Below are 22,266 nucleotides of genomic sequence, written 5' to 3'. Positions count from 1 at the left end.
CAGTACGCTGCCCCCCATGCTTGTCGCCGCCGCAGTCTGCCCCTGCCCGCCCCTGCTGGTACCCGAGGTCGCCGCCGGCGCCGCGCCCGAGCTCGACGCCGTGCGGGACGCCTGCGCCGAGGCAGTCGGTGTGCTGGCCGCCGCGCGCCCAGGGCTGCTGGTCGTGGTGGGGCCCGCCGGCCCCTCGGGACGCGGTCCGCACGCGGAAGGGGTCACCGGCAGCTTCCGGGGCTTCGGCGTCGACCTCGGCGTACGGCTCGGTCGCGATCCGGGTGGGGCGGCGCCGGATTCGCTCCCGCCGTCCCTCGCGGTCGGTGCCTGGCTGCTGTCCCGTGCGCGGTGGGAGGGCGTTCCGGTCGAGGGGCTGGGCGTGGAGGAGACGCTGGAGACCGGTCGCTGCGTGGCGGCGGGACGCGACCTGGCCGCCCGGGCGGACCGGGTGGCGCTGCTGGTGATGGGCGACGGCAGTGCCTGCCGCACGCTGAAGGCCCCCGGATATCTGGACGAGCGCGCCGAGGCCTTCGACGCGGCCGCCGCCCGCGCGCTGGGCGCCGCGGACCCCGAGGCGCTGATCGCGCTGGACGCGGCGCTGGCGCACGAACTCAAGGCGGCGGGCCGGGCACCCTGGCAGGTGCTCGCGGGGGCGGCACAGGGGGCGGCCGGGCCGACCGGGCGGCTGCTGTGCGAGGAGGCGCCGTACGGCGTGGGCTACCTGGTCGCTGCCTGGTCCTGAGTCCGAGGCGCCCGGGAACGCCCGGCGGACGGCCGCGCGGACCATCGCCGCCGGGCCGTCCGCCGGTCCTGCCCGGCTCGTGGCCGGTTCGTGCCGGGATCAGGAGGCCGGTGGCGTGCCGCCCTCGTTCTTGTGGGCCAGGCGCTCGACCGCGTCCTTGGCCTTCCGCGTGCCGGACTCGATCTTCTCGCTGTACTTGCCCTTGGTCTTTTCGTCGACCGTCCGTGCGGCCTTGTCGAGCCCCTGGTCGATCTTGCCCCCGTGCTGATGCGCGAGTTCGCCGACCTTTTCCTTGGCGGGGCCCAGCTTCGCCTTCAAAGTGTCCAGGAAGCCCATCGGGCACCTTCTCTGCTGGGGGACCACGGTCGAGTGCTTCTTCAAAACTGTGAAAAAACACCCATATGTAGTTGTGATTCTACTGGTGCGTGCAGGTGAGCGCGTCATCCGGGGGTTCAGGGGGGAGGGCGAAGAAGCTCACTCGTTCGGGAAGCGGCCCGGAGGTTTGCGAGACTGTGGCGGTGAGAAGCTCAGCTCCCGCACCGCGGGTCATCACCGTCGTCGGCCCCACGGCGGCCGGAAAGTCCGACCTGGGGGTATTCCTCGCCCAGCAGCTCGACGGCGAGGTCGTCAACGCCGACTCCATGCAGCTCTACCGCGGAATGGACATCGGCACCGCGAAGCTGACCCTCGCCGAGCGGGCCTCGGTCCCGCACCACCTGCTGGACATCTGGGACGTCACCCAGGCCGCCAGCGTCGCCGAGTACCAGCGGCTGGCCCGGGCCGAGATCGACCGGCTGCTCGCCGCGGGCCGCACCCCCGTCCTGGTCGGCGGCTCCGGCCTCTACGTGAAGGGCACCATCGACGCCCTGGAGTTCCCCGGTACGGACCCGGAGGTCCGGGCCGCGCTGGAGGCCGAGCTGGCCGAACACGGCTCCGGCGCCCTGCACGCCCGCCTCACCGCCGCCGACCCCGAGGCGGGCCGCGCCATCCTGCCGGGCAACGGCCGCCGCATCGTCCGGGCCCTCGAAGTCATCGAGATCACCGGCAAACCCTTCACCGCCAACCTTCCCGGCGAGGAGCCGGTCTACGACACCGTCCAGATCGGCGTCGACGTGGCCCGCCCCGAGCTCGACGAACGGATCACCCTCAGGGTCGACCGGATGTGGGCCGCCGGACTCGTGGACGAGGTACGCGCGCTGGAGGCGCGGGGCCTGCGCGAGGGGCGGACCGCCTCCCGGGCGCTGGGCTACCAGCAGGTGCTCGCCGCCCTGGCCGGGGAGTGCACCGAGGAAGAGGCGCGGGCCGAGACCGTGCGCGCCACCAAACGGTTCGCCCGCCGCCAGGACTCCTGGTTCCGCCGCGACCCGCGGGTCCACTGGCTCAGCGGCGCCGCCGAGGACCGCGGGGAACTCCCGGGCAAGGCGCTGGCGTTGGTCGAACGAGCGGTTACAGCCTGATCACGTGATGGCATCGGGAAGCCCTGCCCGTCATTTCGGTGCCCCGGAGCGTGCCATCATCGAGCATCGATCGACCAGTGGAGTCCGAGTTGGGAGGGCGCGTGGCGATGGAGGCCGGCCCTCGCGACACAGAGCAGGACGCACCGGACGCGTTGCACGGAGCGGACCGTCTGAGCCCCGACGGGCCGGACGAGATCGAGGCGACCCCCGAGGTCGAGGTCGAGCTGCGGCCGGCGCGCCGGCTGCGTATCTGGCAGCTGGCCCCGATCGTCATGCTCGCCGCGGTGGGCTCACTGATGTTCGCCTTCCCGCTGGCCTTCGAGTTCGGCGACGGCGGCGCGGTCGTGGCCATGCTGGGCCTGCTGATCAGCTGCTGCGCCGCGGGCTGGGGCATGATGGCCGCCCGCCGGGTGGGGTACACCTGGCCCGGACTGCCGGAGCGGGGCTCCGGTGAGCGGCCCGACTGGCGGGTGATCGCCCTGTACGTGGCCGTCTGCGGCACGCTGGTCGCGCTGGCGATCTGGCGCGTGGCCCGGCTGCGCTGACAGGCGCGCACGGCCCCTGCCGCGGCCGGGCGGACCGACGTCGGCATCGTCCGTCGAGGTTTCGTACAGTTGCTCCGTGAGCACCTCGCAGATCGCCTTCCTCAAGGGTCACGGCACCGAGAACGACTTCGTGATCATTCCCGACCCGGACAACGCCCTCGACCTGCCCGCGTCCGCGGTCGCCCGGCTCTGCGACCGCCGCGCCGGAATCGGCGGCGACGGTCTGCTGCACGTCGTACGGTCCGCCGCGCACCCGGAGGCGCGGGACATGGCGGACGAGGCCGAGTGGTTCATGGACTACCGCAATGCCGACGGCTCGATCGCCGAGATGTGCGGCAACGGTGTACGGGTCTTCGCCGGCTACCTCCAGCGCGCCGGACATGCCGGGGCGGGCGACCTCGCCGTGGCGACCCGGGGCGGCGTGAAGCGGGTCCACATCGCCAAGGACGGCGCCATCACGGTCTCCATGGGGCGCGCGCGGCTGCCCGGGGACGGGGTCACCGTCAGCCTCGACGGCCGCAGCTGGGCCACCCGTAACGTGAACATGGGCAACCCCCACGCGGTCGCCTTCGTCGAGGACCTGGCACACGCCGGGGACCTGCTCTCCGTGCCGCCCTACAGCCCCGCGGCGGTCTACCCCGAGGGCGTGAACATCGAGTTCGTGGTGGACCGCGGGCCGCGTCACGTCGCGATGCGGGTCCATGAGCGGGGCTCCGGCGAGACCCGCTCCTGCGGCACGGGCGCCTGCGCCGTGGCCGTCGCCGCCGCCCGCAGGGACGGCGCCGACCCCGCGCTGACCGGCACCCCCGTCACGTACACCGTCGACCTGCCCGGCGGTACGCTCGTGATCACCGAGCGGCCCGACGGCGAGATCGAGATGACCGGTCCGGCCGAGATCGTCGCCGAGGGCCACCTCGACCCCGCCTGGGCCGAGGCACTGACCGGCTGACGGGAGCGGCCGACGAGCCCGGTCCGGACCAAACAACGGGCTTTGGATCTTCGCTCGAACGGGTGATCCGTTTCACGCTGGGCGAGAGCGGGACTCCGCCACGTGGTGGGCTCGGTAGCATCAAGCACCGGCCCGGAGGCGCGACCGCGCACTCCCACCGCCGGTCGACGTCGCCGGAGGTGCCCCCCATGAGTGCAGAGGCCGCCAGCCCAGGTGCCCCCATCCGCAGACGGGCCCGTCCCCGGATCGACCTGCGCAGGCTCGGCCGCGTCGCGCTGCTCGGTCCCGCCTCCCGCGACCGGCTGCCCGACGCCATCGGCCATGTGGCCGAGGCCCATCGGGCCCACCACCCGGACGCGGACCTCTCGATCCTGCACCGGGCCTACGTACTCGCCGAGTCCTCGCACCGCGGCCAGATGCGCAAGAGCGGTGAGCCGTACATCACGCACCCGCTCGCGGTCACGCTGATCCTCGCCCAGCTCGGCGCCGAGACGACGACGCTCACCGCCTCGCTCCTCCACGACACCGTCGAGGACACCGACGTGACCCTCGATCAGGTGCGGGATCAGTTCGGCGACGAGGTCCGCTATCTCGTCGACGGCGTCACCAAACTGGAGAAGGTCGACTACGGGGCGGCCGCCGAGCCGGAGACCTTCCGCAAGATGCTGGTCGCCACCGGGGACGACGTCCGGGTCATGTCGATCAAGCTCGCCGACCGGCTGCACAACATGCGCACCCTCGGCGTGATGCGGCCCGAGAAACAGGCCAGGATCGCCAAGGTCACCCGCGACGTACTGATCCCGCTGGCCGAACGGCTCGGCGTGCAGGCCCTCAAGACCGAGCTGGAGGACCTGGTCTTCGCGATCCTCCATCCCGAGGAGTACGAACGGACCCGGGCGCTGATCGCCGCCGCGACCGCCCGTCAGGACGGCTCCGCGACGGCCCGTCAGGACCCGCTCGCGGCCGTCACGCAGTCCGTCACGGCCGTGCTGCGCGAAGCCGGAATCCCGGCCGAAGTCCTCATCCGGCCGCGTCACTTCGTCTCCGTGCACCGGGTCGGCCTCAAACGCGGTGAGCTGCGCGGCACCGACTTCGGCCGGCTGCTCGTGCTCGTCGGCGAGGACGCCGACTGCTACGCGGTCCTCGGCGAGCTGCACACCTGTTTCACCCCGGTGGTCTCCGAGTTCAAGGACTTCATCGCCGCCCCCAAGTTCAACCTGTACCAGTCCCTGCACACCGCCGTCGTCGGCGCGGACGGGGCGGTCGTCGAGGTCCTCATCCGCACCCACCGCATGCACAAGGTCGCCGAGGCCGGTGTCATCGCCCTCGGTAATCCGTACGCCTCCGACGGCACCCCCGGCCCCCAGCCCGCGGAACCCGCCGACGGCGAGCGCGCCGACCCCACCCGTCCCGGCTGGCTCTCGCGGCTCCTCGAATGGCAGCAGTCCGCCCCGGATCCCGACACCTTCTGGACCACGCTCCGCGCCGACCTGGCCCAGGACCGCGAGATCACGGTCTTCCGGACCGACGGGGGCACGCTCGGGCTGCCCGCCGGAGCCAGCTGCGTCGACGCCGCCTACGCGCAGTACGGCGACGCGGCACACCACTGCATCGGCGCCCGGGTCAACGGCCGCCTGGCCACCCTCGGCACCGTGCTCAAAGACGGCGACACCGTGCAGCCGCTGCTCGCCGAGGACACCGTGTCCGGCCCCTCGCCCGACTGGCTCGACCACGCCCGCACCCCCGCCGCCCGCATCGCCATCAGCGGCTGGCTGGACACCCACCCCGAGGACACCCGGAGCCCGCACGGTGCCCGCCCCGCACGGGCCGGGGCCGGACAGCCCCCGCAGGGCCACGCCAGGACCGCCTCGGCCGAGCCCGCCGGTGCCGCGCCGACCGTGACCGGCCGGCCGGATGCCCCCGTACGGCTCGCGGGCTGCTGCACACCCGTGCCCCCCGACGACGTCACCGGGTTCGTCGTGCACGGCGGCGCGGTCACCGTGCACCGGCTGAAGTGCTCCACCGTCACCCGGATGCGATCCGCCGGACGGACGCCGGTGGGGGTGAGCTGGGGCGAGGCCACCGAGTGCCGGGTCACCCTGGTCGCCGAGTCCTTCGGCCGCCCCCGGCTGCTCGCCGACCTGACCGAAGCCATCGCCACGGCCGAAGCGGCGATCATCTCCGCCACCGTGGAACCCCCCAGCCAGCAGCGGGTCCGCCACACCTACACCCTGCAACTGCCCGACGCGTCCGGACTGCCCGCCCTGATGCGCGCCATGCGCGAGGTGCCCGGGGTGTACGACGTGAGCCGCGCCCACCGCCCCGTCGCCGTCTGATCCCACCGGCCCGGGGCCATCCGCCACAGTGCCCCCATCCGCCACAGCGCTCTCATTCGGGTGGCGCGGCGCGCGCCGCGCCTGTCCGGCGGGACGTCGCTGGTAGCGGTAGTCCATGCCGTTCATCTCCCGCCGGCTGCGGGCCGCCCTGCTGGCCGCCGCATCCGCCACCCTGGTCGCAGCCACCCTCCCCTCGCCCGTGCCGCTCGGCATCGGCGATCCGCTCTTCCCCGAGCTCGGCAACCCCGGCTACGACGTCCGCTCCTACGACATCGCGTTCACGTACCGCGGCGACAACAGCAAGCCGCTGGAAGCCGTCACCAGGATCGACGCGCGGACCACCGAGCCGCTGGACCGGATCAACCTCGACTTCGCCCGGGGCACCGTCCGCTCCGTCGACGTCAACGGCCTGCGCGCCGAGTTCGCCCTCAAGGACGAGGACCTGGTCATCCAGCCGGTGGGCAGGCTCCCCGCCGGAGTGCCGGTCCGGATCACCGTCCACCACACCAGCGACCCGACCGGCGCCGCGGACAGTGGCGGATGGGTGCGTACCGCCGACGGGCTGGCGATGGCCAATCAGGCCGACGCGGCGCACCGGGTCTTCCCCAGCAACGACCACCCCGCCGACAAGGCGTACTTCACCTTCCGGGTCACCGCCCCGCAGGACCTCACCGTGGTGGCCAACGGGCTGCCCACCGGGGCGGTCCGGCACGGCGCCGACACCACCTGGACGTACCGCACCGCCCATCCCATGGCCACCGAACTGGCCCAGGTCTCCATCGGGCGCTCGGCCGTCCTGCACCGGACCGGCCCGCACGGACTCCCGGTGCGCGACGTGGTGCCCGCCGCCGACCGCGAGCGCCTCGAACCCCGCCTGAGCCGGACCCCGGCCCAGCTGGAATGGATGGAGGAACAGGTCGGCCGCTACCCCTTCGAGGCGTACGGGCTGCTGGTCGCCGACACCCGGACCGGATTCGAGCTGGAGACCCAGACGCTCTCGCTCTTCGAGCGGGCCCTGTTCCTTGAGGAGCACTACCCCGACTGGTATGTCGACTCGATCATGGTGCACGAGCTGGCCCACCAGTGGTTCGGCGACAGCGTCGCGCCCCGGCGCTGGTCCGACCTGTGGCAGAACGAGGGACACGCCACCTGGTACGAGGCCCGCTACGCCGAGGAGCACGGCGGCCCGTCGCTGGAGAGCCGGATGCGCACGGCCTACACCCGGTCCGACGGCTGGCGCGCCGCGGGCGGCCCCCCGGCCCGCCCCGACGCCCCGGTCCCCGGGGAGAAGATCAGCCTGTTCCGGCCGGTGGTGTACGACGGCAGCGCGCTGGTGCTCTACGCGCTGCGCCAGGAGATCGGGCAGGACGCCTTCGACCGGCTGGAGCGGAGCTGGGTACGCAGGCACCGGGACGGCGACGCCGGCACCGAGGACTTCGTCCGGCTGGCGTCGCGGACCGCGGGCCGGGACCTGGCCGGGTTCCTCGACGCCTGGCTGTACGGGACGAAGACCCCGCCGATGCCGGGACACCCGGACTGGCACAGCGACGCACCGGCCCGGCAGCGGTAAACCGGGATGACTGGCGAGGGCGGCGCGTGCCACTATCGACGGGTCGCCGCGGCGGCCGGACCGGAGAATTCCCGTCGGGAATCTTCGGAAGGAGTCACGCGTTGTGACTGACGTAACGGATTTCCAACGACGTAAGGATCCAATGACCTCCTCTTCTTCCCTTCCCCAGGACGCGCAGGACGCGCAGAGCGCTACGGAGAACACGACCGAGAGCCTCACCGAGAGCCTTCGGGCCGACGCCCTGATGGAAGAGGACGTCGCCTGGAGCCACGAGATCGACGGAGAGCGGGACGGCGAGCAGTTCGACCGCTCCGAGCGCGCCGCGCTGCGGCGTGTGGCCGGGCTCTCCACCGAGCTCGAGGACGTCACCGAGGTCGAGTACCGACAGCTGCGCCTGGAGCGCGTGGTGCTGGTCGGTGTCTGGACGTCGGGGACCGTGCGTGACGCGGAGAACTCCCTCGCGGAGCTGGCCGCACTGGCGGAGACGGCCGGTGCCCAGGTGCTCGACGCCGTCTTCCAGCGCCGCGACAAGCCCGACCCGGCCACCTACATCGGTTCGGGCAAGGCGCTGGAGCTGCGTGACATCGTCCTCGAGTCCGGGGCCGACACCGTCGTCTGCGACGGTGAGCTCAGCCCCGGCCAGCTGATCCACCTGGAAGACATCGTCAAGGTAAAGGTGGTCGACCGGACCGCCCTGATCCTCGACATCTTCGCCCAGCACGCCAAGTCCCGTGAGGGCAAGGCGCAGGTCTCGCTGGCCCAGATGCAGTACATGCTGCCGCGGCTGCGCGGCTGGGGTCAGTCGCTCTCCCGTCAGATGGGCGGCGGCGGTTCCAGCGGCGGCGGGGGCATGGCCACACGCGGCCCCGGTGAGACCAAGATCGAGACGGACCGGCGCCGGATCCGCGAGAAGATGGCGAAGATGCGCCGGGAGATCGCGGAGCTGAAGACGAGCCGCGAGATCAAGCGCCAGGAGCGCAAGCGCAACAAGGTGCCGTCGGTCGCCATCGCCGGTTACACCAACGCGGGCAAGTCCTCCTTGCTCAACCGGCTGACCGGGGCGGGCGTCCTGGTGGAGAACGCGCTGTTCGCCACCCTGGACCCGACCGTGCGCCGGGCCGAGACGCCGAGCGGCCGGCTCTACACCCTGGCCGACACCGTCGGGTTCGTACGGCATCTGCCGCACCACCTCGTCGAGGCGTTCCGCTCCACGATGGAGGAGGTCGGTGACTCCGACCTGATCCTGCACGTGGTGGACGGTTCCCATCCGGCGCCGGAGGAGCAGCTCGCCGCGGTGCGCGAGGTGATCCGCGAGGTCGGCGCGGTGGACGTGCCCGAGATCGTGGTGATCAACAAGGCGGACGCGGCCGATCCGCTGGTGCTCCAGCGGCTGCTGCGCATCGAGCGGCACGCCATCGCCGTCTCGGCGCGCACCGGTGCCGGCATCGACGAGCTGCTCCGGCTCGTCGACACCGAGCTGCCGAGGCCGTCGGTCGAGGTCGAGGCGCTCGTGCCGTACATCCAGGGCGGACTGATCTCCCGGGTGCACGCGGAGGGCGAGATGGTCTCCGAGGAGCACACCTCGGAGGGCACCTTGATCAAGGCGCGGGTGCACGAGGAGCTGGCGGCCGAGCTCTCCTCGTTCGTCGCCGTGGCGCACTGACCGCCGCAGGGCACCGCCCGACAGTGAGCCGAAGGCCCGCCCCCGGCAGGGGACGGGCCTTCGGCCTGTGCGGTGAGAGGGCCTACCGGCCGGCGAACTGCTTGCTCGTGGCGTCGAAGGCGGCCTTCGCACCCGGGCCCAGCCGGGGACCGGCGAGCCAGCCCGAAGTCACCGGGCCGATCGAGGTGTTGGAGACCAGCACGGACTTGCCGTCACGGCCCGCGACGAACCAGCCACCGCCGGACGAGCCGCCGGTCATGGTGCAGCCGATGCGGTACATCGCCGGGGTGTTCGGGCTGATCGAGAGCCGCCCGGGCCGGTCGACGCACTTGTGCATGATCAGGCCGTCGTACGGGGGAGCGGCCGGGTAGCCCCAGGCCCCCATGGCGCTGATCCGGGTGGCCTCCGGGGCGTCGAACTCGACCTCCAGGGCATTGCCCACGGTCTCTTCCAGGGACTTGGTTCCCTGCTCCGGCTTCACGTGCAGCACCGCGTAGTCGTAGGGTGCGCCCTCGCCCCCGGTGGGGCCGCCGTCCTTGATCCATTCCCCGGACGTGGTCGCCCAGTCCGCCCAGTACGCGCCGTACGGGGCGACCTCCTGAGGCTGGGCGTTCTGCAGCGCGGCGGCGGACTTGCCCTTGTCGTTGTAGGCGGGCACGAAGACGATGTTGCGGTACCAGCCGCCCTTCGAACCGGCGTGCACACAGTGCCCGGCGGTCCACACCAGGTTGGACTTCCCCGGGTTCTGCGGGTCCTTGACGACCGTGCCCGAGCAGACCATGGAGCCCTCGGGGGAGTCGAAGAACACCTTGCCGACCGGAGCCGCGTAGTCGTGGTACGGCGTCTTCTCGCGCTCGGCCTGCACCGGCTCGGGCTCCGGGTCGGAGACACCCTGGCCGCCGGTGACGTCCCCGGCGGCCATCGTCTTCGCCGGGTCCTTGGCCGACTTCATGCGCTCGGGCTTCCACAGCCCCTCGATGACCGGGTTGACGAAGTCCTTGGCCTCACGCAGCCACTTGTCCTTGTCCCAGTTCTTCCACTCGCCGTTCTTCCACTTCTCCGGGTCGACGCCGTGCTTCTTCAGCTTGTCGGCCAGCCCGTCGGGCAGCGAACCGCCGCTGTCGTGACCGGCCGTGGCGCCGGCCGAGGGCTTGGCGGCCGCGTCGTCCTCCTCCGGGCCGCAGGCCGTCGCCGTCAGCGCGAGCGCGGCGACGAGGCCGGTCGCTGCGAGCAGTGGACGTATGGATCGCATGGAACGTATTCCCCCTGAATAACCTGAATTGCCATGAGCGTGTCATACGGTTCGCCGACCGGACGGGCGGCCGCCGATGACGCAGGGGCCCACCCTACGACGGACCGGGGTGTGCTCCGCGCCGCTTCGGCAGGGGGCGCCCGACGCGAAGACCCCCGGCGCGACATCCGCGCGCCGGGGGCCCTGGCGTACCGTCAACTCCGCCGGAACGAGCGGCGGCAGCGGTACGGCGTCACTGTCCCGCGTACTTCTTGCTCACCGATTCGTAGACACCCTTGGCCACGTCGCCGAAGCGCGGGCCGGCCAGCCAGCCGGCGGTCACCGGGCCGATGGAGGTGTTCGAGACCAGCGCGGGCTTGCCGTCCTGGCCGGTGGCGACCCAGCCGCCGCCGGACGAGCCGCCGGTCATGGAGCAGCCGATGCGGTACATCGTCGGGTCCTGCGCGGTCAGCGAGAGCCGGCCCGGCCTGTCCTCGCACTGGAACGCCTTCTGGCCGTCGTACGGCGGGGCCGCCGGGAATCCGGTCGCCGTCATGCCGCTGATCTTCGGTACGGCCGGGGCGTTGAACTCGACGGGCAGCGCCGCACCGACCGTCTCCTCCAGGGACTTGCCCGTCGCGCCCTTCTCCGGCGTCACGTGCAGCACCGCGAAGTCGTACGGCGCGCCCTGCCCGCCCATCGAGGACCCCTGCGAGATCCACTGGTCGGACGTCTGCGCCCAGGTGCCCCACCACACACCGTAGGGAGCGATCTGCTCCTTGGTCGCCTTCTCCAGCTCGGCCGTCGGCAGGCCCTGGTTGTTGTACGACGGCACGAAGGCGATGTTGCGGTACCAGCCGCCCTTCTTGCCCGCGTGCACGCAGTGCCCGGCAGTCCAGACCAGGTTGGACTTCCCGGGGTGCGCCGGGTCCGTGACCACGGTCGCGGAGCAGACCATGGTGCCCTCGGGGCTGTCGAAGAGCAGCTTCCCGGACGCCGGGGCGCTGTCGTGGTACGGCGTCGCAACGCCCTTGGCCCGGACCGGCACGGGCGTCGGGTCCGTCACGCCCGTGTCGCCGGAGATGTCGTTGTCGACCGGCTTCTCGGGGGACTTGTCCGCGTCCCGCATCCGGTCCGGGTCCCAGAGGCCCTCGATGATCGGGTTGACGAAGTCCTTGGCCTCACGCAGCCAGGTCTCCTTGTCCCAGTTCTTCCACTCGCCGTTCTTCCACTGGTCGAGATCGATCCCGTGTTCCTTGAGGCGGTTCTTCAGATCGTCCGGGATCTTGATCTTGCCGTCCGAGGACGGGTCGGCGGAGACGCTCGACGCGCCGCTCGCGTCGTCCTCCTCGGGCCCGCAGGCGGTGGCGGTCAGTACGAGGGCCGCGGCCACGGCGGCCACGGCGAGCACCGGCCGCCGCCCCCTGCCCTGACGCGTGACGAGATCCGGTCGAACGAGTCGCATGTGGTGATCCCCCTGGGACTTCCGTAACTCAACACTTCGGTACAGCACTTCGGCGGTGCCCCGAGCCGACCGCTCCGAACACCCCATGGACGGCCGGACGGGTGTCCGGACTCCTGTGCGGCCCCCACTATGCCGGTGCCGATGGGGACGGTGACCGGCAGGTCCACGGTTCCGCGGCCGCAAGGATCTTCCGATTTACCCGTGATCCGCCGCGTTCGGCGTCGTTGGTACGTGCGGGAGAGCCGGGAACCGTGTTCGTCCCCCACACCTTGTCCGCGCGTCGGCGTGCCGATGTGCAACGCAACCGTTACAGCAGGAGGACCGAAAGCCGTGGCCGTGACCGAATCAGCCCCGGTGGCAGCACCGGCGGTGCACGAAGGGATTCTGCGCCGCCAGTCCCTGCGCGAATCCGCCGCCCGGACCTACGCGCGCTCGCTGCCGATCGTGCCGGTACGGGCCCGTGGACTGACCATCGAGGGAGCGGACGGGCGGCGGTATCTCGACTGTCTCTCCGGCGCGGGCACCCTGGCGCTCGGGCACAACCACCCGGTCGTCCTGGAAGCGATCAAAAAGGTGATCGACTCGGGCGCGCCGCTGCATGTGCTCGATCTCGCCACCCCGGTCAAGGACGCCTTCACCACGGAGCTGTTCGCCACCCTGCCCCGGCAGCTCGCCGAGAACGCCCGGATCCAGTTCTGCGGACCGGCGGGCACCGACGCGGTCGAGGCGGCGTTCAAGCTGGTCCGCGGCGCGACCGGACGCAACGGCCTGTTCGCCTTCACCGGCGCCTACCACGGGATGACGGCGGGGGCGCTCGCCGCGTCCGGCGGCGCCGAGGACGCGACGGTGACGCGGCTGCCGTTCCCGCTCGACTACCGCTGCCCCTTCGGCGTCGGCGGGGAGCGCGGGGCCGAGATCGCCGCCCGGTGGACCGAGAACCTCCTGGACGACCCCAAGTCCGGCACCCCGCTGCCCGCCGGGATGATCCTTGAACCCGTACAGGGCGAGGGCGGGGTGAATCCGGCCCCCGACGCGTGGGTGCGCCGGATGCGCGAGATCACCGAGTCCCGCTCCGTCCCGCTGATCGCCGACGAGGTCCAGACCGGCGTCGGCCGCACCGGCGCCTTCTGGGCGGTCGAGCACAGCGGGATCGTGCCCGACGTGATGGTGCTCTCCAAGGCGATCGGCGGCTCCCTCCCGCTCGCCGTGATCGTCTACCGCGCCGAACTCGACACCTGGCGGCCCGGCGCCCACGCGGGCACCTTCCGGGGCAACCAACTGGCGATGGCCGCGGGCACGGCCACCCTCGCCTACGTACGGGAGAACCGTCTCGCCGAGCGCGCCGCCACGCTCGGCGCCCGCATGCTGGCCCGCCTGCGGGCACTGGCCGCCGACCACCCCACCATCGGCGACGTACGCGGACGAGGCCTGATGATCGGGATCGAGCTGGTCGACCCGGAGGCCGACGCGCCCGGCGACGGCCCGGAATCCCCACCAGCCCCCGCCCTCGCCGCCGCCGTCCAGCAGGAGTGCCTGCGCCGCGGGCTCATCGTCGAGATCGGCGGACGCCACTCCGCCGTCGTCCGCCTCCTCCCGCCCCTGACCCTCACCGACGAACAGGCGACGGCGGTCGTGGACCGCCTCGCCGACGCCCTGGCGGCCGCCGAGCGGCTGCCGCACCGCCGGATCACGACCGGGTCGGTCCGCTGACCCCGGACGCCCTCACGAGAAAGACCACCGTGAACCCCACCCCCACCCCCACCCCCCACGGCGACGGAGCTTCCCCCACTCCGCAGCGAGGAAAGGCCCGGGCCGCCGGGCCGCTCGTCCTCGAACAGTCCGTCGTGCCGCGCCAGATGACGGCCCCGCCCGAGGAGAGCCGCACCGCCTCGGCCCCGGACCCCGGCGAGGCACCGGCCGACCCGCTCGACCACCCGGACCCGTACCGCGCGGCCGACACGGCGGGCACCGAGAACCTGCTGCGCTGCTGGGTCCGGGAGACCGGCCCGGCCGGACCGGACGGACCCACGCTCCGCATCCCCCTCCCCGCCAGCGGAACGGCCCTGCTGGTCCCCGTCCTCCACTGGTCGGCCACCGGCTGGCACCGCTTCGGCCCGCCCGCCCTGGAAGGGGCGCCGGAAGGAGCGCCGCCCGCCGACGCCGTCACCGTCGCCGCCCTCCTGGGCCGTGAGGCCGACCGCGACCACGGCGCCGACATGGTGGCCCGCGTGGCCGATTCGGTACGACGTACCGCGGGCTTCATCGCCGAACGGCGCCGCGCCCCGCACGCCCCGGCCGGCAGCGACCTCTTCCTCACCGCCGAACAGTCCCTGCTGCTCGGCCACCCGCTCCACCCCACCCCCAAGAGCCGCGAAGGGCTCTCCGAGGCCGAATCCCGGCTCTACTCACCCGAGTCGCACGGCTCCTTCCCGCTGCACTGGATGGCCGTCGACCGCTCCGTACTCGCCACCGACTCCGCCTGGACCGACAAGGGCCGCCCGATGCCCGCCGAGGAACTGGTCGCCGCCCACGCCGAAGGGCTACGACTTCCGCACGGCACCGCACCGCTGCCCCTGCACCCCTGGCAGGCCCGCGAACTGCGCCACCGCCCCGAGGTGGCCGCCCTGCTCGACGCCGGACACCTGCACGACCTGGGACCGTACGGTGAGCACTGGCACCCCACCTCCTCGGTCCGCACCGTGCACCGGCCCGGCGCCGACGTCATGCTCAAGCTCTCCCTGGGCGTCCGCATCACCAACTCCCGCCGGGAGAACCTCCGCAAGGAACTCCACCGCGGCGTCGAGGTCCACCGGCTGCTGCGCAGCGGGCTCGCCACCGAGTGGCAGGCCGCCCACCCGGACTTCGACATCGTCCGCGACCCCGCCTGGCTCGCCGTCGACGGCCCGGACGGCACCCCCGTCCGCGGCCTCGACGTGATCCTGCGGCACAACCCGTTCGGGCCGCTGGACGACGCCGTCTGCGTCGCGGCCCTCACCGCGCCGCGCCCCTGGCCGGGCCGGACGGGCATGCACACGCGCCTGGCCCGGATCGTGCACGCGCTGGCGGTCGTCACCGGCCGGAGCACCGGCGCGGTCGCCGCCGAGTGGTTCCTGCGCTACCTGGACCGCGTCGTACGCCCGGTGCTCTGGCTCGACGGCCGGGCCGGGGTGGCCCTCGAAGCGCACCAGCAGAACACCCTGGTGCTCCTGGACCGCGAGGGCTGGCCGGTCGGCGGCCGGTACCGCGACAACCAGGGCTACTACTTCCGGGAGTCCTACCGCGCGGCGCTGGAGGACCGGCTCCCCGGCATCGGAGCGCTCAGCGACACCTTCGTCACCGACGCGGTCACCGACGAGCGGTTCGCCTACTACCTCGGCATCAACCATGTGTTCGGCCTGATCGGGGCGTTCGGCGCCGAGCGGCTCGCCGACGAGCGCGTACTGATCGCGGCCTTCCGCCGGTTCCTCGTCTCGGCCGCCGGCCTGGGCTCCCCGCTCCCCGCGCTTCTGCTGGACAAGTCCCACCTGCGCTGCAAGGCCAATCTGCTGACCCGGATGCACGGTCTGGACGAACTGGTCGGCCCGGTCGACACCCAGTCCGTCTACATCACCATGGCCAACCCCCTGCACGCCTGAGGCAGACCGTCCATCGTCCGACCACGAGAGGAGAACGCCCCCGTGGCTCCCGCCGACGCGTACGCCGACGCCGGAAGCGGCCCCGCCCCACCGGCCGACACCGGCGCCGACGACACCCTGGACCTGGAACTTCCCGGGGAACTCCTCGCCCTGCTCGGCGAGGACGCCCCGACCGCGGGGAACGACCGGAACCGGGGGGCCGGCGCGGGGCCGACGGCGGCCCGCTCCGAACTGCTCGACCGCCCGGCCGACTGGCGCCCCGTCGCCACGTCGGCCGGGGTGTTCCAGCTCGTCCCCGTACGGCTGGAGCGTGACCTGGCCGTACTCAGCCGCTGGATGAACGATCCCGCGGTCGCGGCCTTCTGGGAGCTCGCCGGGCCCGAGGCCGTCACGGCCGCCCATCTGCTCCCGCAGCTCGACGGCGACGGGCGCAGCGTGCCCTGCCTCGGCGTGCTCGGGGGCGTCCCCATGAGCTACTGGGAGATCTACCGCGCGGATCTCGACCCGCTGGCCCGCCACTACCCGGCCCGCCCGCACGACACCGGAATCCACCTGCTCATCGGCGGTGTGAACGACCGCGGCCACGGCATCGGCACCACCCTGCTGCGGGCCGTCGCCGACCTCGTGCTCGACCACCGCCCCCGGTGCGCGCGGGTGGTGGCGGAACCCGACCTGCGCAACACCCCGTCCGTCTCCGCCTTCCTGAGCGCCGGCTTCCGCTTCTCCGCGGAGCTCGAACTCCCCGAGAAGCAAGCCGCCCTGATGGTCCGCGACCGAATCCATCGTGCCCAGCTGTGAACGAACCGTTGCCCCACTCGCCCCGCTCGAACCCCATGGGTTCCATACCGAGGAGTCCCCGTGCCGAAATACCCAGAGAGCCGTGATCCGGCGGACTTCGCCGACCTGCTCCGCACACCGGAACTGAACCGCGAGATCTGGGACCGGGCCGCCGCCCGGATGCTCGCCAAGATGCTCGGACAGTTCGCCTACGAGGAAGTCATCGAGCCGGTCCGGCAGGACGACGCGAGCGATACGTTCACCCTGGCCCTGGACGACGGCGGGAGCCTCGTCTTCCGCGCCCGGCGGGGCGTGTACGGAAGCTGGCACGTCGTCCCGGACTCCGTCCTGGAGACCCCCGTGAGCACCCCGGGGGCATCGGACGAGGCCGCCGCTCCCTTCCGTGACCCGCTCCGCTTCCTCGTCCGTGCCCGTCACCTCCTCGGCATCGACGGCGCCACCCTCGGCCATCTCATCCGCGAGATCACCACCACCCTCGGCGCCGACGCCCGCCTCGACCACACCGCGCTCACCGTCGCCGAGCTGGCCGACCTCGACTACGCCGAGCTGGAGGGGCACCAGACCGGCCACCCCTGGCTGGTCGCGAACAAGGGCCGCCTCGGCCTCTCCGCCGCCGACGCCACGCGCTACACCCCCGAGGCCCGCACGCCCCTCACCCTGCCGTGGATCGCCGTCTCCACCACGATCGCCGCCTACCGCGGAGCCGCCGGACTGACCGGCCCGGAGCAGCTGTACGCCCACGAGCTCGACCCCTCGGTCCGCGCCTCCTTCGACGCCGTGCTCCGTGCCCGCGGTCTCGACCCGGACGGGTATCTCCTCCTCCCCGTGCACCCCTGGCAGTGGGACGAATGGATCGTTCCGCTCTTCGCCCCCGCCATCGCCGCCGGCGAGATCGTGCCGCTGCACGCCGACCCGGACCTCAGGCTGCCCCAGCAGTCCATCCGGACCTTCAGCAACGTGGCCCGCCCCGACCGGCACTCGGTCAAGCTGCCGCTGTCGATCCTCAACACCCTGGTCTGGCGCGGCCTGCCGACCGAGCGGACCCTCGCCGCCCCCGCCGTCACCACCTGGGTCCACGGCCTGCGCGACCAGGACGCCTTCCTCCGCGACACCTGCGGGGTCATCCTGCTCGGCGAGGTCGCCTCCGTCACGGTCGAGCACCCGCTCTACGACCACCTCCCCGAGGCCCCGTACCAGTTCAAGGAGATCCTCGGCGCGATCTGGCGCGAACCCCTGGGCCCCCGGCTCGCCCCCGGTGAGCGGGCCCGGACCCTCGCCTCACTGCTCCACACCGACCCGAGCGGCCGCGCCTTCACCGCCGAGCTCGTCGACCGCTCCGGACTCACCCCCACCGCCTGGCTGGCCCGCCTCTTCGCCGCCCTGCTCCCGCCGCTGCTCCACTTCCTCTACCGGTACGGCACGGTCTTCTCCCCGCACGGCGAGAACGCCATCGTGGTCTTCGACGAGCGGGACGTACCGGCACGCCTGGCGATCAAGGACTTCGTCGACGACGTGAACATCAGCGCCCGGCCGCTGCCGGAGCACGAGCCGATGCCCGAGGACGTGCGCCGCGTCCTGCTCACCGAGGAACCCGGCTTCCTCACCCAGTTCATCCACTCCGGGCTCTTCATCGGAGTGTTCCGCTTCCTTTCGGCGCTGTGCGAGGAGCAGCTGGGTGTTCCGGAGGGCGATTTCTGGTCACTTGTCCGGGCCGAGATCCTGCGCCACCACGCCCGATTCCCGGAGCTCAAGGACCGGTTCGAGCTGTTCGACCTGCTCACCCCCGAGATCGAACGCCTCTGTCTGAACCGTAACCGGCTGCACGTCGACGGTTACCGGGACCGTTCCGAGCGCCCGCACGCCGCCGTCCACGGGACCGTGCCCAACCCGCTCCATCCGGCTGCCGGAGTCCGGGAGTGACCGCTGTTGTCAGTGGCGACCCGTACGCTGGTCGGGCTATGACGAAGCCATCCCTTCCCGAGCTCCTGCACGCCGCCGTGACCGCCGTCGGCGGTGCGGAACGCCCCGGTCAGGCCGCCATGGCCGAGGCCGTCGCCGCGGCCGTGGACGACCAATCCCATCTGCTCGTCCAGGCCGGCACCGGCACCGGAAAGTCCCTCGGCTACCTGGTGCCCGCGCTCGCGCACGGGGAGCGGGTCGTGGTCGCCACGGCGACCCTGGCGCTCCAGCGCCAGCTGGTGGAGCGTGACCTTCCGCGTACGGTCGACGCCCTGCATCCGCTGCTGCGCCGTCGCCCCCAGTTCGCCATGCTCAAGGGCCGGTCGAACTACCTGTGCCTGCACCGGCTCCACGAAGGGGTGCCGCAGGACGAGGAGGAGGGGCTCTTCGACCCGTTCGAGGCCGCCGCCCCGTCGAGCAAGCTGGGCCAGGACCTGATCCGGCTGCGGGACTGGTCGGACGAGACGGAGACCGGCGACCGCGACGACCTCACCCCGGGCGTCTCCGACCGGGCCTGGGCGCAGGTGTCCGTCTCCTCGCGCGAGTGTCTGTCCGCCTCGAAGTGCGCGTACGGGGCCGAGTGCTTCGCGGAGGCGGCCCGGGAGCGGGCCAAGCTCGCCGATGTCGTCGTCACCAATCACGCCCTTCTCGCCATCGACGCCATCGAGGGCGCCCCGGTGCTCCCGCAGCACGAGGTGCTGATCATCGACGAGGCCCACGAGCTGGTCTCCCGGGTGACCGGCGTGGCCACCGGCGAGCTCACCCCCGGCCAGGTCAACCGGGCGGTCCGCCGTGCGGCGAAGCTGGTCAACGAGAAGGCGGCCGACGCGCTGCAGACGGCCTCGGAGGGCTTCGAGCGGGTGATGGAGCTGGCGCTCCCCGGCCGGCTGGAGGAGATCCCCGAGGATCTGAACTACGCGCTGCTGGCCCTGCGTGACGCCGCGCGCACGGTGATCTCCGCCCTGGGCGCGACCCGTGACAAGTCCGTCCAGGACGAGGACGCCGTGCGCAAGCAGGCCCTGGCCTCGGTGGAGTCGATCCACGGCGTCGCCGAGCGGATCACCCACGGCTCGGAGTACGACGTCGTCTGGTACGAGCGCCACGACCGTTTCGGGGCCTCGCTGCGGGTCGCCCCGCTCTCCGTCTCGGGGCTGCTGCGCGAGAAGCTCTTCACGGAGCGGTCCGTCGTGCTGACCTCGGCCACGCTGAAGCTCGGCGGGGACTTCAACGGGGTGGGCGCCTCGCTCGGGCTCGCTCCGGAGGGCGTCGAGGGCGAGGACCTCCCGCAGTGGAAGGGGCTGGACGTCGGCTCGCCGTTCGACTACCCCAGGCAGGGCATCCTCTACGTCGCCCGGCATCTGGCCACACCGGGCCGGGAGGGCTCGCGCACCGACATGCTGGACGAGCTCTCCGAGCTGGTCGAGGCGGCGGGCGGGCGTACGCTCGGGCTGTTCTCCTCGATGCGGGCGGCCCAGGCCGCCGCGGAGGAGCTGCGCGGCCGGCTGGACAAGCCGATCCTGCTCCAGGGCGAGGAGACCCTCGGCGAGCTGATCAAGAATTTCGCGGCCGACCCCGAGACCTGTCTCTTCGGCACGCTCTCGCTCTGGCAGGGCGTCGATGTGCCGGGGGCCAGCTGCCAGCTGGTGGTCATGGACCGCATCCCCTTCCCGCGCCCGGACGATCCGCTGATGAGCGCGCGCCAGAAGGCGGTAGAGGAGGGGGGCGGCAACGGCTTCATGGCCGTCGCGGCCACGCACGCGGCGCTGCTGATGGCCCAGGGAGCCGGTCGGCTCGTCCGGGCGACGGGGGACAAGGGCGTGGTCGCCGTACTCGATCCACGTTTGGCCAACGCCCGGTACGGGAGCTATCTGCGGGCCTCGCTGCCCGATTTCTGGTACACGACCGACCGCAACCAGGCGCGTCGCTCGCTCGCGGCGATCGATGCGGCGGCCAAGGCGGAGGGCCGGTAGGCCGCACCGGCGGGCCGCTGCCGGCGGCACGGCCGCGGGCATGAGCGAACCCCGGGATCGGCGCAGTGGATCCCGGGGCCCGGTCGGAGAGGGCGGGCCTCACACCCGCCGCAGCACCGCCACCACCTTGCCGAGGATCGTCGCTTCGTCACCCGGGATCGGCTGGTACGCGGCATTGTGCGGGAGCAGCCAGACATGGCCGTCCTCCCGCTTGAAGCGCTTGACGGTGGCCTCGCCGTCCAGCATGGCGGCCACGATGTCGCCGTTCTCCGCGACGGGCTGGCGACGGACGGTGACCCAGTCACCGTCACAGATGGCCGCCTCGATCATCGAATCGCCGACGACCTTGAGAACGAACAGCTCACCGTCACCGACGAGCTGGCGGGGGAGGGGGAAGACGTCCTCGACCGACTCCTCGGCGAGGATGGGACCGCCCGCCGCGATCCGGCCGACCAGCGGCACGTACGACGCCGCGGGCTTGCCGGTCGTGTCCGTGGGCTGCGAGCTGGGCTGGTCCGAGCCGCGGACCTCGTACGCACGCGGTCGGTGGGGGTCGCGGCGCAGGAAGCCCTTCCGCTCCAGGGCCATCAGCTGATGGGCCACGGACGACGTGCTGGAGAGGCCCACCGCCTGGCCGATCTCCCGCATGGAGGGGGGATAGCCGCGCCGCTGCACGGAGTCCCGGATCACCTCGATGACGCGCCTCTGCCGGTCTGTGAGCCCCGAGCTGTCGGCCCGGATTCCGGGAGGTCGACCGGGCAGGGAGCGCGCGGGGCGCGCGGACTCCGGTCCCTCCATGTTCGTGACTGAGTCATTCATGGCATGCACCGGCTCGAATCGGCCCTGGGAGCGGTCCTGGGCGGTGATGGTGGCACTGTCTGCGGTGGTGGTCACGTCGGCCCCTCTCGAATGGTCTCCCTGGCTGGACAACGGTAGTGGCTTTCGAAAGGTTGCGCCAAACACACGTTCGAGTGAAAAAGGAATAAAAGTCTGCCGCGTATTCCCTGCCAGGTGTATGCGAGAGGCTGTTTCCCGGAATTCCCCCCGCGCCCGTCCGGCGTGGCGGGCGGGCGCGCCGACCGCCGCCGGGGTGTCCGTCCGAGTGTGCCGGGCGGGACCCGCGATGCCGGCCGCCGCGCCGTTCCCGTACCCTCTAACGCGGCCGCTACGCTGCCTGCCGACCGCTCGTGACGAGCGACACGCGGTAGGGCCGAATGCGGGACCAAACCCAAGATCTAGTGGTTGGATTGCTCCGGCCGCCCAGAAGTTGTGGTCCTCGGTCCGTCGAGGGTGTGGCCATCGCCTATGCTTGTGACAGCTTCGAGGGGCCCCGGCGGGTCCTGGTGAGGCTATTCAGTCGTGCTGTGAAGGAGGGTTGGGAGCCATGCACTGCCCCTTCTGCAGGCACCCCGACAGCCGGGTCGTCGACAGTCGCACCACCGATGACGGCACGTCGATCCGACGCCGCCGCCAGTGCCCCGACTGCTCCCGCCGTTTCACGACGGTGGAGACCTGTTCGCTGATGGTGGTGAAGCGCAGCGGCGTGACCGAGCCCTTCAGCCGGACCAAGGTCATCTCCGGCGTACGCAAGGCGTGCCAGGGGCGGCCGGTCACCGAGGACGCCCTCGCCAAGCTCGGCCAGCGGGTCGAGGAGGCGGTGCGGGCGACCGGCAGCGCCGAGCTGACCACGCACGACGTGGGCCTGGCCATCCTCGGCCCCCTGCGGGAACTCGACCTCGTCGCGTACCTGCGCTTCGCGTCCGTGTACCGGGCGTTCGACACGCTCGAAGACTTCGAGGCCGCCATCGCGGAGCTCCGTGAGCGGCGGCCTTCCGTGGAAGCGGGAGGCGGGGCCGTGGAGGTCCCCGTTCCCGCCACTGCCGCCGACTGATCCACACCGGCCGGTCGACGCGATCACGCGGGATCGGCCGCAGGGCGGCTTCATAGACCTGCCT

Annotated in this window: 17 protein-coding genes; 13 read left to right on the top strand and 4 right to left on the bottom strand. The window is 72.3% G+C overall.

The annotated features are described in order from the left end of the window. Positions 1-16: 16 nt before the first annotated feature. Positions 17-733, top strand: a complete 717-nt coding sequence (locus ACFCV8_RS11310) for a class III extradiol dioxygenase subunit B-like domain-containing protein (protein ID WP_376685058.1) — start codon at positions 17-19, stop codon at positions 731-733. A 99-nt stretch (positions 734-832) separates the two neighbouring features. Here the strand turns inward: ACFCV8_RS11310 and ACFCV8_RS11305 are convergent, their stop codons facing one another. Next, positions 833-1,069, bottom strand: a complete 237-nt coding sequence (locus tag ACFCV8_RS11305) for an antitoxin (RefSeq protein WP_376685057.1) — start codon at positions 1,067-1,069, stop codon at positions 833-835. Between the two features lie 182 nt (positions 1,070-1,251). Here ACFCV8_RS11305 and miaA point away from each other — a divergent pair, with 182 nt between their 5' ends. The 6 genes from miaA to hflX all read left to right on the top strand — a co-directional run bounded on the left by miaA (position 1,252) and on the right by hflX (position 9,253). After that, positions 1,252-2,190, top strand: a complete 939-nt coding sequence (gene miaA / locus ACFCV8_RS11300) for a tRNA (adenosine(37)-N6)-dimethylallyltransferase MiaA (RefSeq protein ID WP_376685056.1) — start codon at positions 1,252-1,254, stop codon at positions 2,188-2,190. A gap of 107 nt (positions 2,191-2,297) precedes the next feature. Beyond that, complete coding sequence (locus ACFCV8_RS11295; protein WP_376685069.1) at positions 2,298-2,735, top strand: hypothetical protein; 438 nt, start codon at positions 2,298-2,300, stop codon at positions 2,733-2,735. A 76-nt stretch (positions 2,736-2,811) separates the two neighbouring features. Then, on the top strand, positions 2,812-3,684 hold the full coding sequence (gene dapF / locus ACFCV8_RS11290) for a diaminopimelate epimerase (RefSeq protein ID WP_376685055.1): 873 nt from the start codon (positions 2,812-2,814) through the stop codon (positions 3,682-3,684). Between the two features lie 188 nt (positions 3,685-3,872). Beyond that, positions 3,873-6,020 carry a RelA/SpoT family protein gene (locus ACFCV8_RS11285; protein ID WP_376685054.1) on the top strand — a complete coding sequence of 716 codons (2,148 nt, stop codon included), beginning with the start codon at positions 3,873-3,875 and terminating at the stop codon, positions 6,018-6,020. A 115-nt stretch (positions 6,021-6,135) separates the two neighbouring features. Further along, positions 6,136-7,590 (top strand): M1 family metallopeptidase, encoded by a 1,455-nt coding sequence (locus tag ACFCV8_RS11280; RefSeq protein WP_376685053.1) that lies wholly within the window; start codon positions 6,136-6,138, stop codon positions 7,588-7,590. 142 nt (positions 7,591-7,732) lie between these two features. Beyond that, the gene (gene hflX, locus ACFCV8_RS11275) at positions 7,733-9,253 is read left to right on the top strand and encodes a GTPase HflX (protein WP_376685052.1); all 1,521 of its coding nucleotides are present in this window, start codon (positions 7,733-7,735) and stop codon (positions 9,251-9,253) included. A gap of 82 nt (positions 9,254-9,335) precedes the next feature. Here the strand turns inward: hflX and ACFCV8_RS11270 are convergent, their stop codons facing one another. Further along, positions 9,336-10,505, bottom strand: coding sequence for a trypsin-like serine peptidase (locus ACFCV8_RS11270; protein ID WP_376685051.1), 1,170 nt, complete (start codon positions 10,503-10,505; stop codon positions 9,336-9,338). Positions 10,506-10,737: 232 nt separating this feature from the next. Beyond that, positions 10,738-11,949 (bottom strand): trypsin-like serine peptidase, encoded by a 1,212-nt coding sequence (locus ACFCV8_RS11265; RefSeq protein WP_376685050.1) that lies wholly within the window; start codon positions 11,947-11,949, stop codon positions 10,738-10,740. Between the two features lie 330 nt (positions 11,950-12,279). Here ACFCV8_RS11265 and ACFCV8_RS11260 point away from each other — a divergent pair, with 330 nt between their 5' ends. The 5 genes from ACFCV8_RS11260 to ACFCV8_RS11240 are packed head-to-tail and all read left to right on the top strand — an operon-like array spanning position 12,280 to position 20,311. Continuing rightward, the gene (locus ACFCV8_RS11260; RefSeq protein WP_376685049.1) at positions 12,280-13,659 is read left to right on the top strand and encodes a diaminobutyrate--2-oxoglutarate transaminase family protein; all 1,380 of its coding nucleotides are present in this window, start codon (positions 12,280-12,282) and stop codon (positions 13,657-13,659) included. A 29-nt stretch (positions 13,660-13,688) separates the two neighbouring features. Then, a complete protein-coding gene (locus tag ACFCV8_RS11255) occupies positions 13,689-15,584 on the top strand; it encodes an IucA/IucC family protein (protein WP_376685048.1) in 1,896 nt (631 codons plus the stop codon). A gap of 42 nt (positions 15,585-15,626) precedes the next feature. Next, positions 15,627-16,382 carry a GNAT family N-acetyltransferase gene (locus ACFCV8_RS11250; RefSeq protein ID WP_376685047.1) on the top strand — a complete coding sequence of 252 codons (756 nt, stop codon included), beginning with the start codon at positions 15,627-15,629 and terminating at the stop codon, positions 16,380-16,382. A 60-nt stretch (positions 16,383-16,442) separates the two neighbouring features. Beyond that, entirely contained in the window at positions 16,443-18,302 is a 1,860-nt protein-coding gene (locus tag ACFCV8_RS11245) for an IucA/IucC family protein (RefSeq protein WP_376685046.1), read from the top strand. A 38-nt stretch (positions 18,303-18,340) separates the two neighbouring features. Further along, complete coding sequence (locus tag ACFCV8_RS11240) at positions 18,341-20,311, top strand: ATP-dependent DNA helicase (RefSeq protein ID WP_376685045.1); 1,971 nt, start codon at positions 18,341-18,343, stop codon at positions 20,309-20,311. 99 nt (positions 20,312-20,410) lie between these two features. Here ACFCV8_RS11240 and lexA read toward each other — a convergent pair whose 3' ends face one another. After that, entirely contained in the window at positions 20,411-21,205 is a 795-nt protein-coding gene (gene lexA, locus ACFCV8_RS11235) for a transcriptional repressor LexA (protein ID WP_376685044.1), read from the bottom strand. Between the two features lie 490 nt (positions 21,206-21,695). Here lexA and nrdR point away from each other — a divergent pair, with 490 nt between their 5' ends. After that, the gene (gene nrdR, locus ACFCV8_RS11230) at positions 21,696-22,202 is read left to right on the top strand and encodes a transcriptional regulator NrdR (RefSeq protein WP_376685043.1); all 507 of its coding nucleotides are present in this window, start codon (positions 21,696-21,698) and stop codon (positions 22,200-22,202) included. Positions 22,203-22,266 lie beyond the last annotated feature (64 nt).

The sequence above is a fragment of the Streptomyces sp. NPDC056347 genome, assembly GCF_042262625.1.
In the GTDB taxonomy this organism is placed as follows: Bacteria; Actinomycetota; Actinomycetes; order Streptomycetales; family Streptomycetaceae; genus Streptomyces.
The sequence above is the reverse complement of the archived record's forward strand: the minus strand, read 5'-3'. Positions and strand labels throughout refer to the sequence as shown.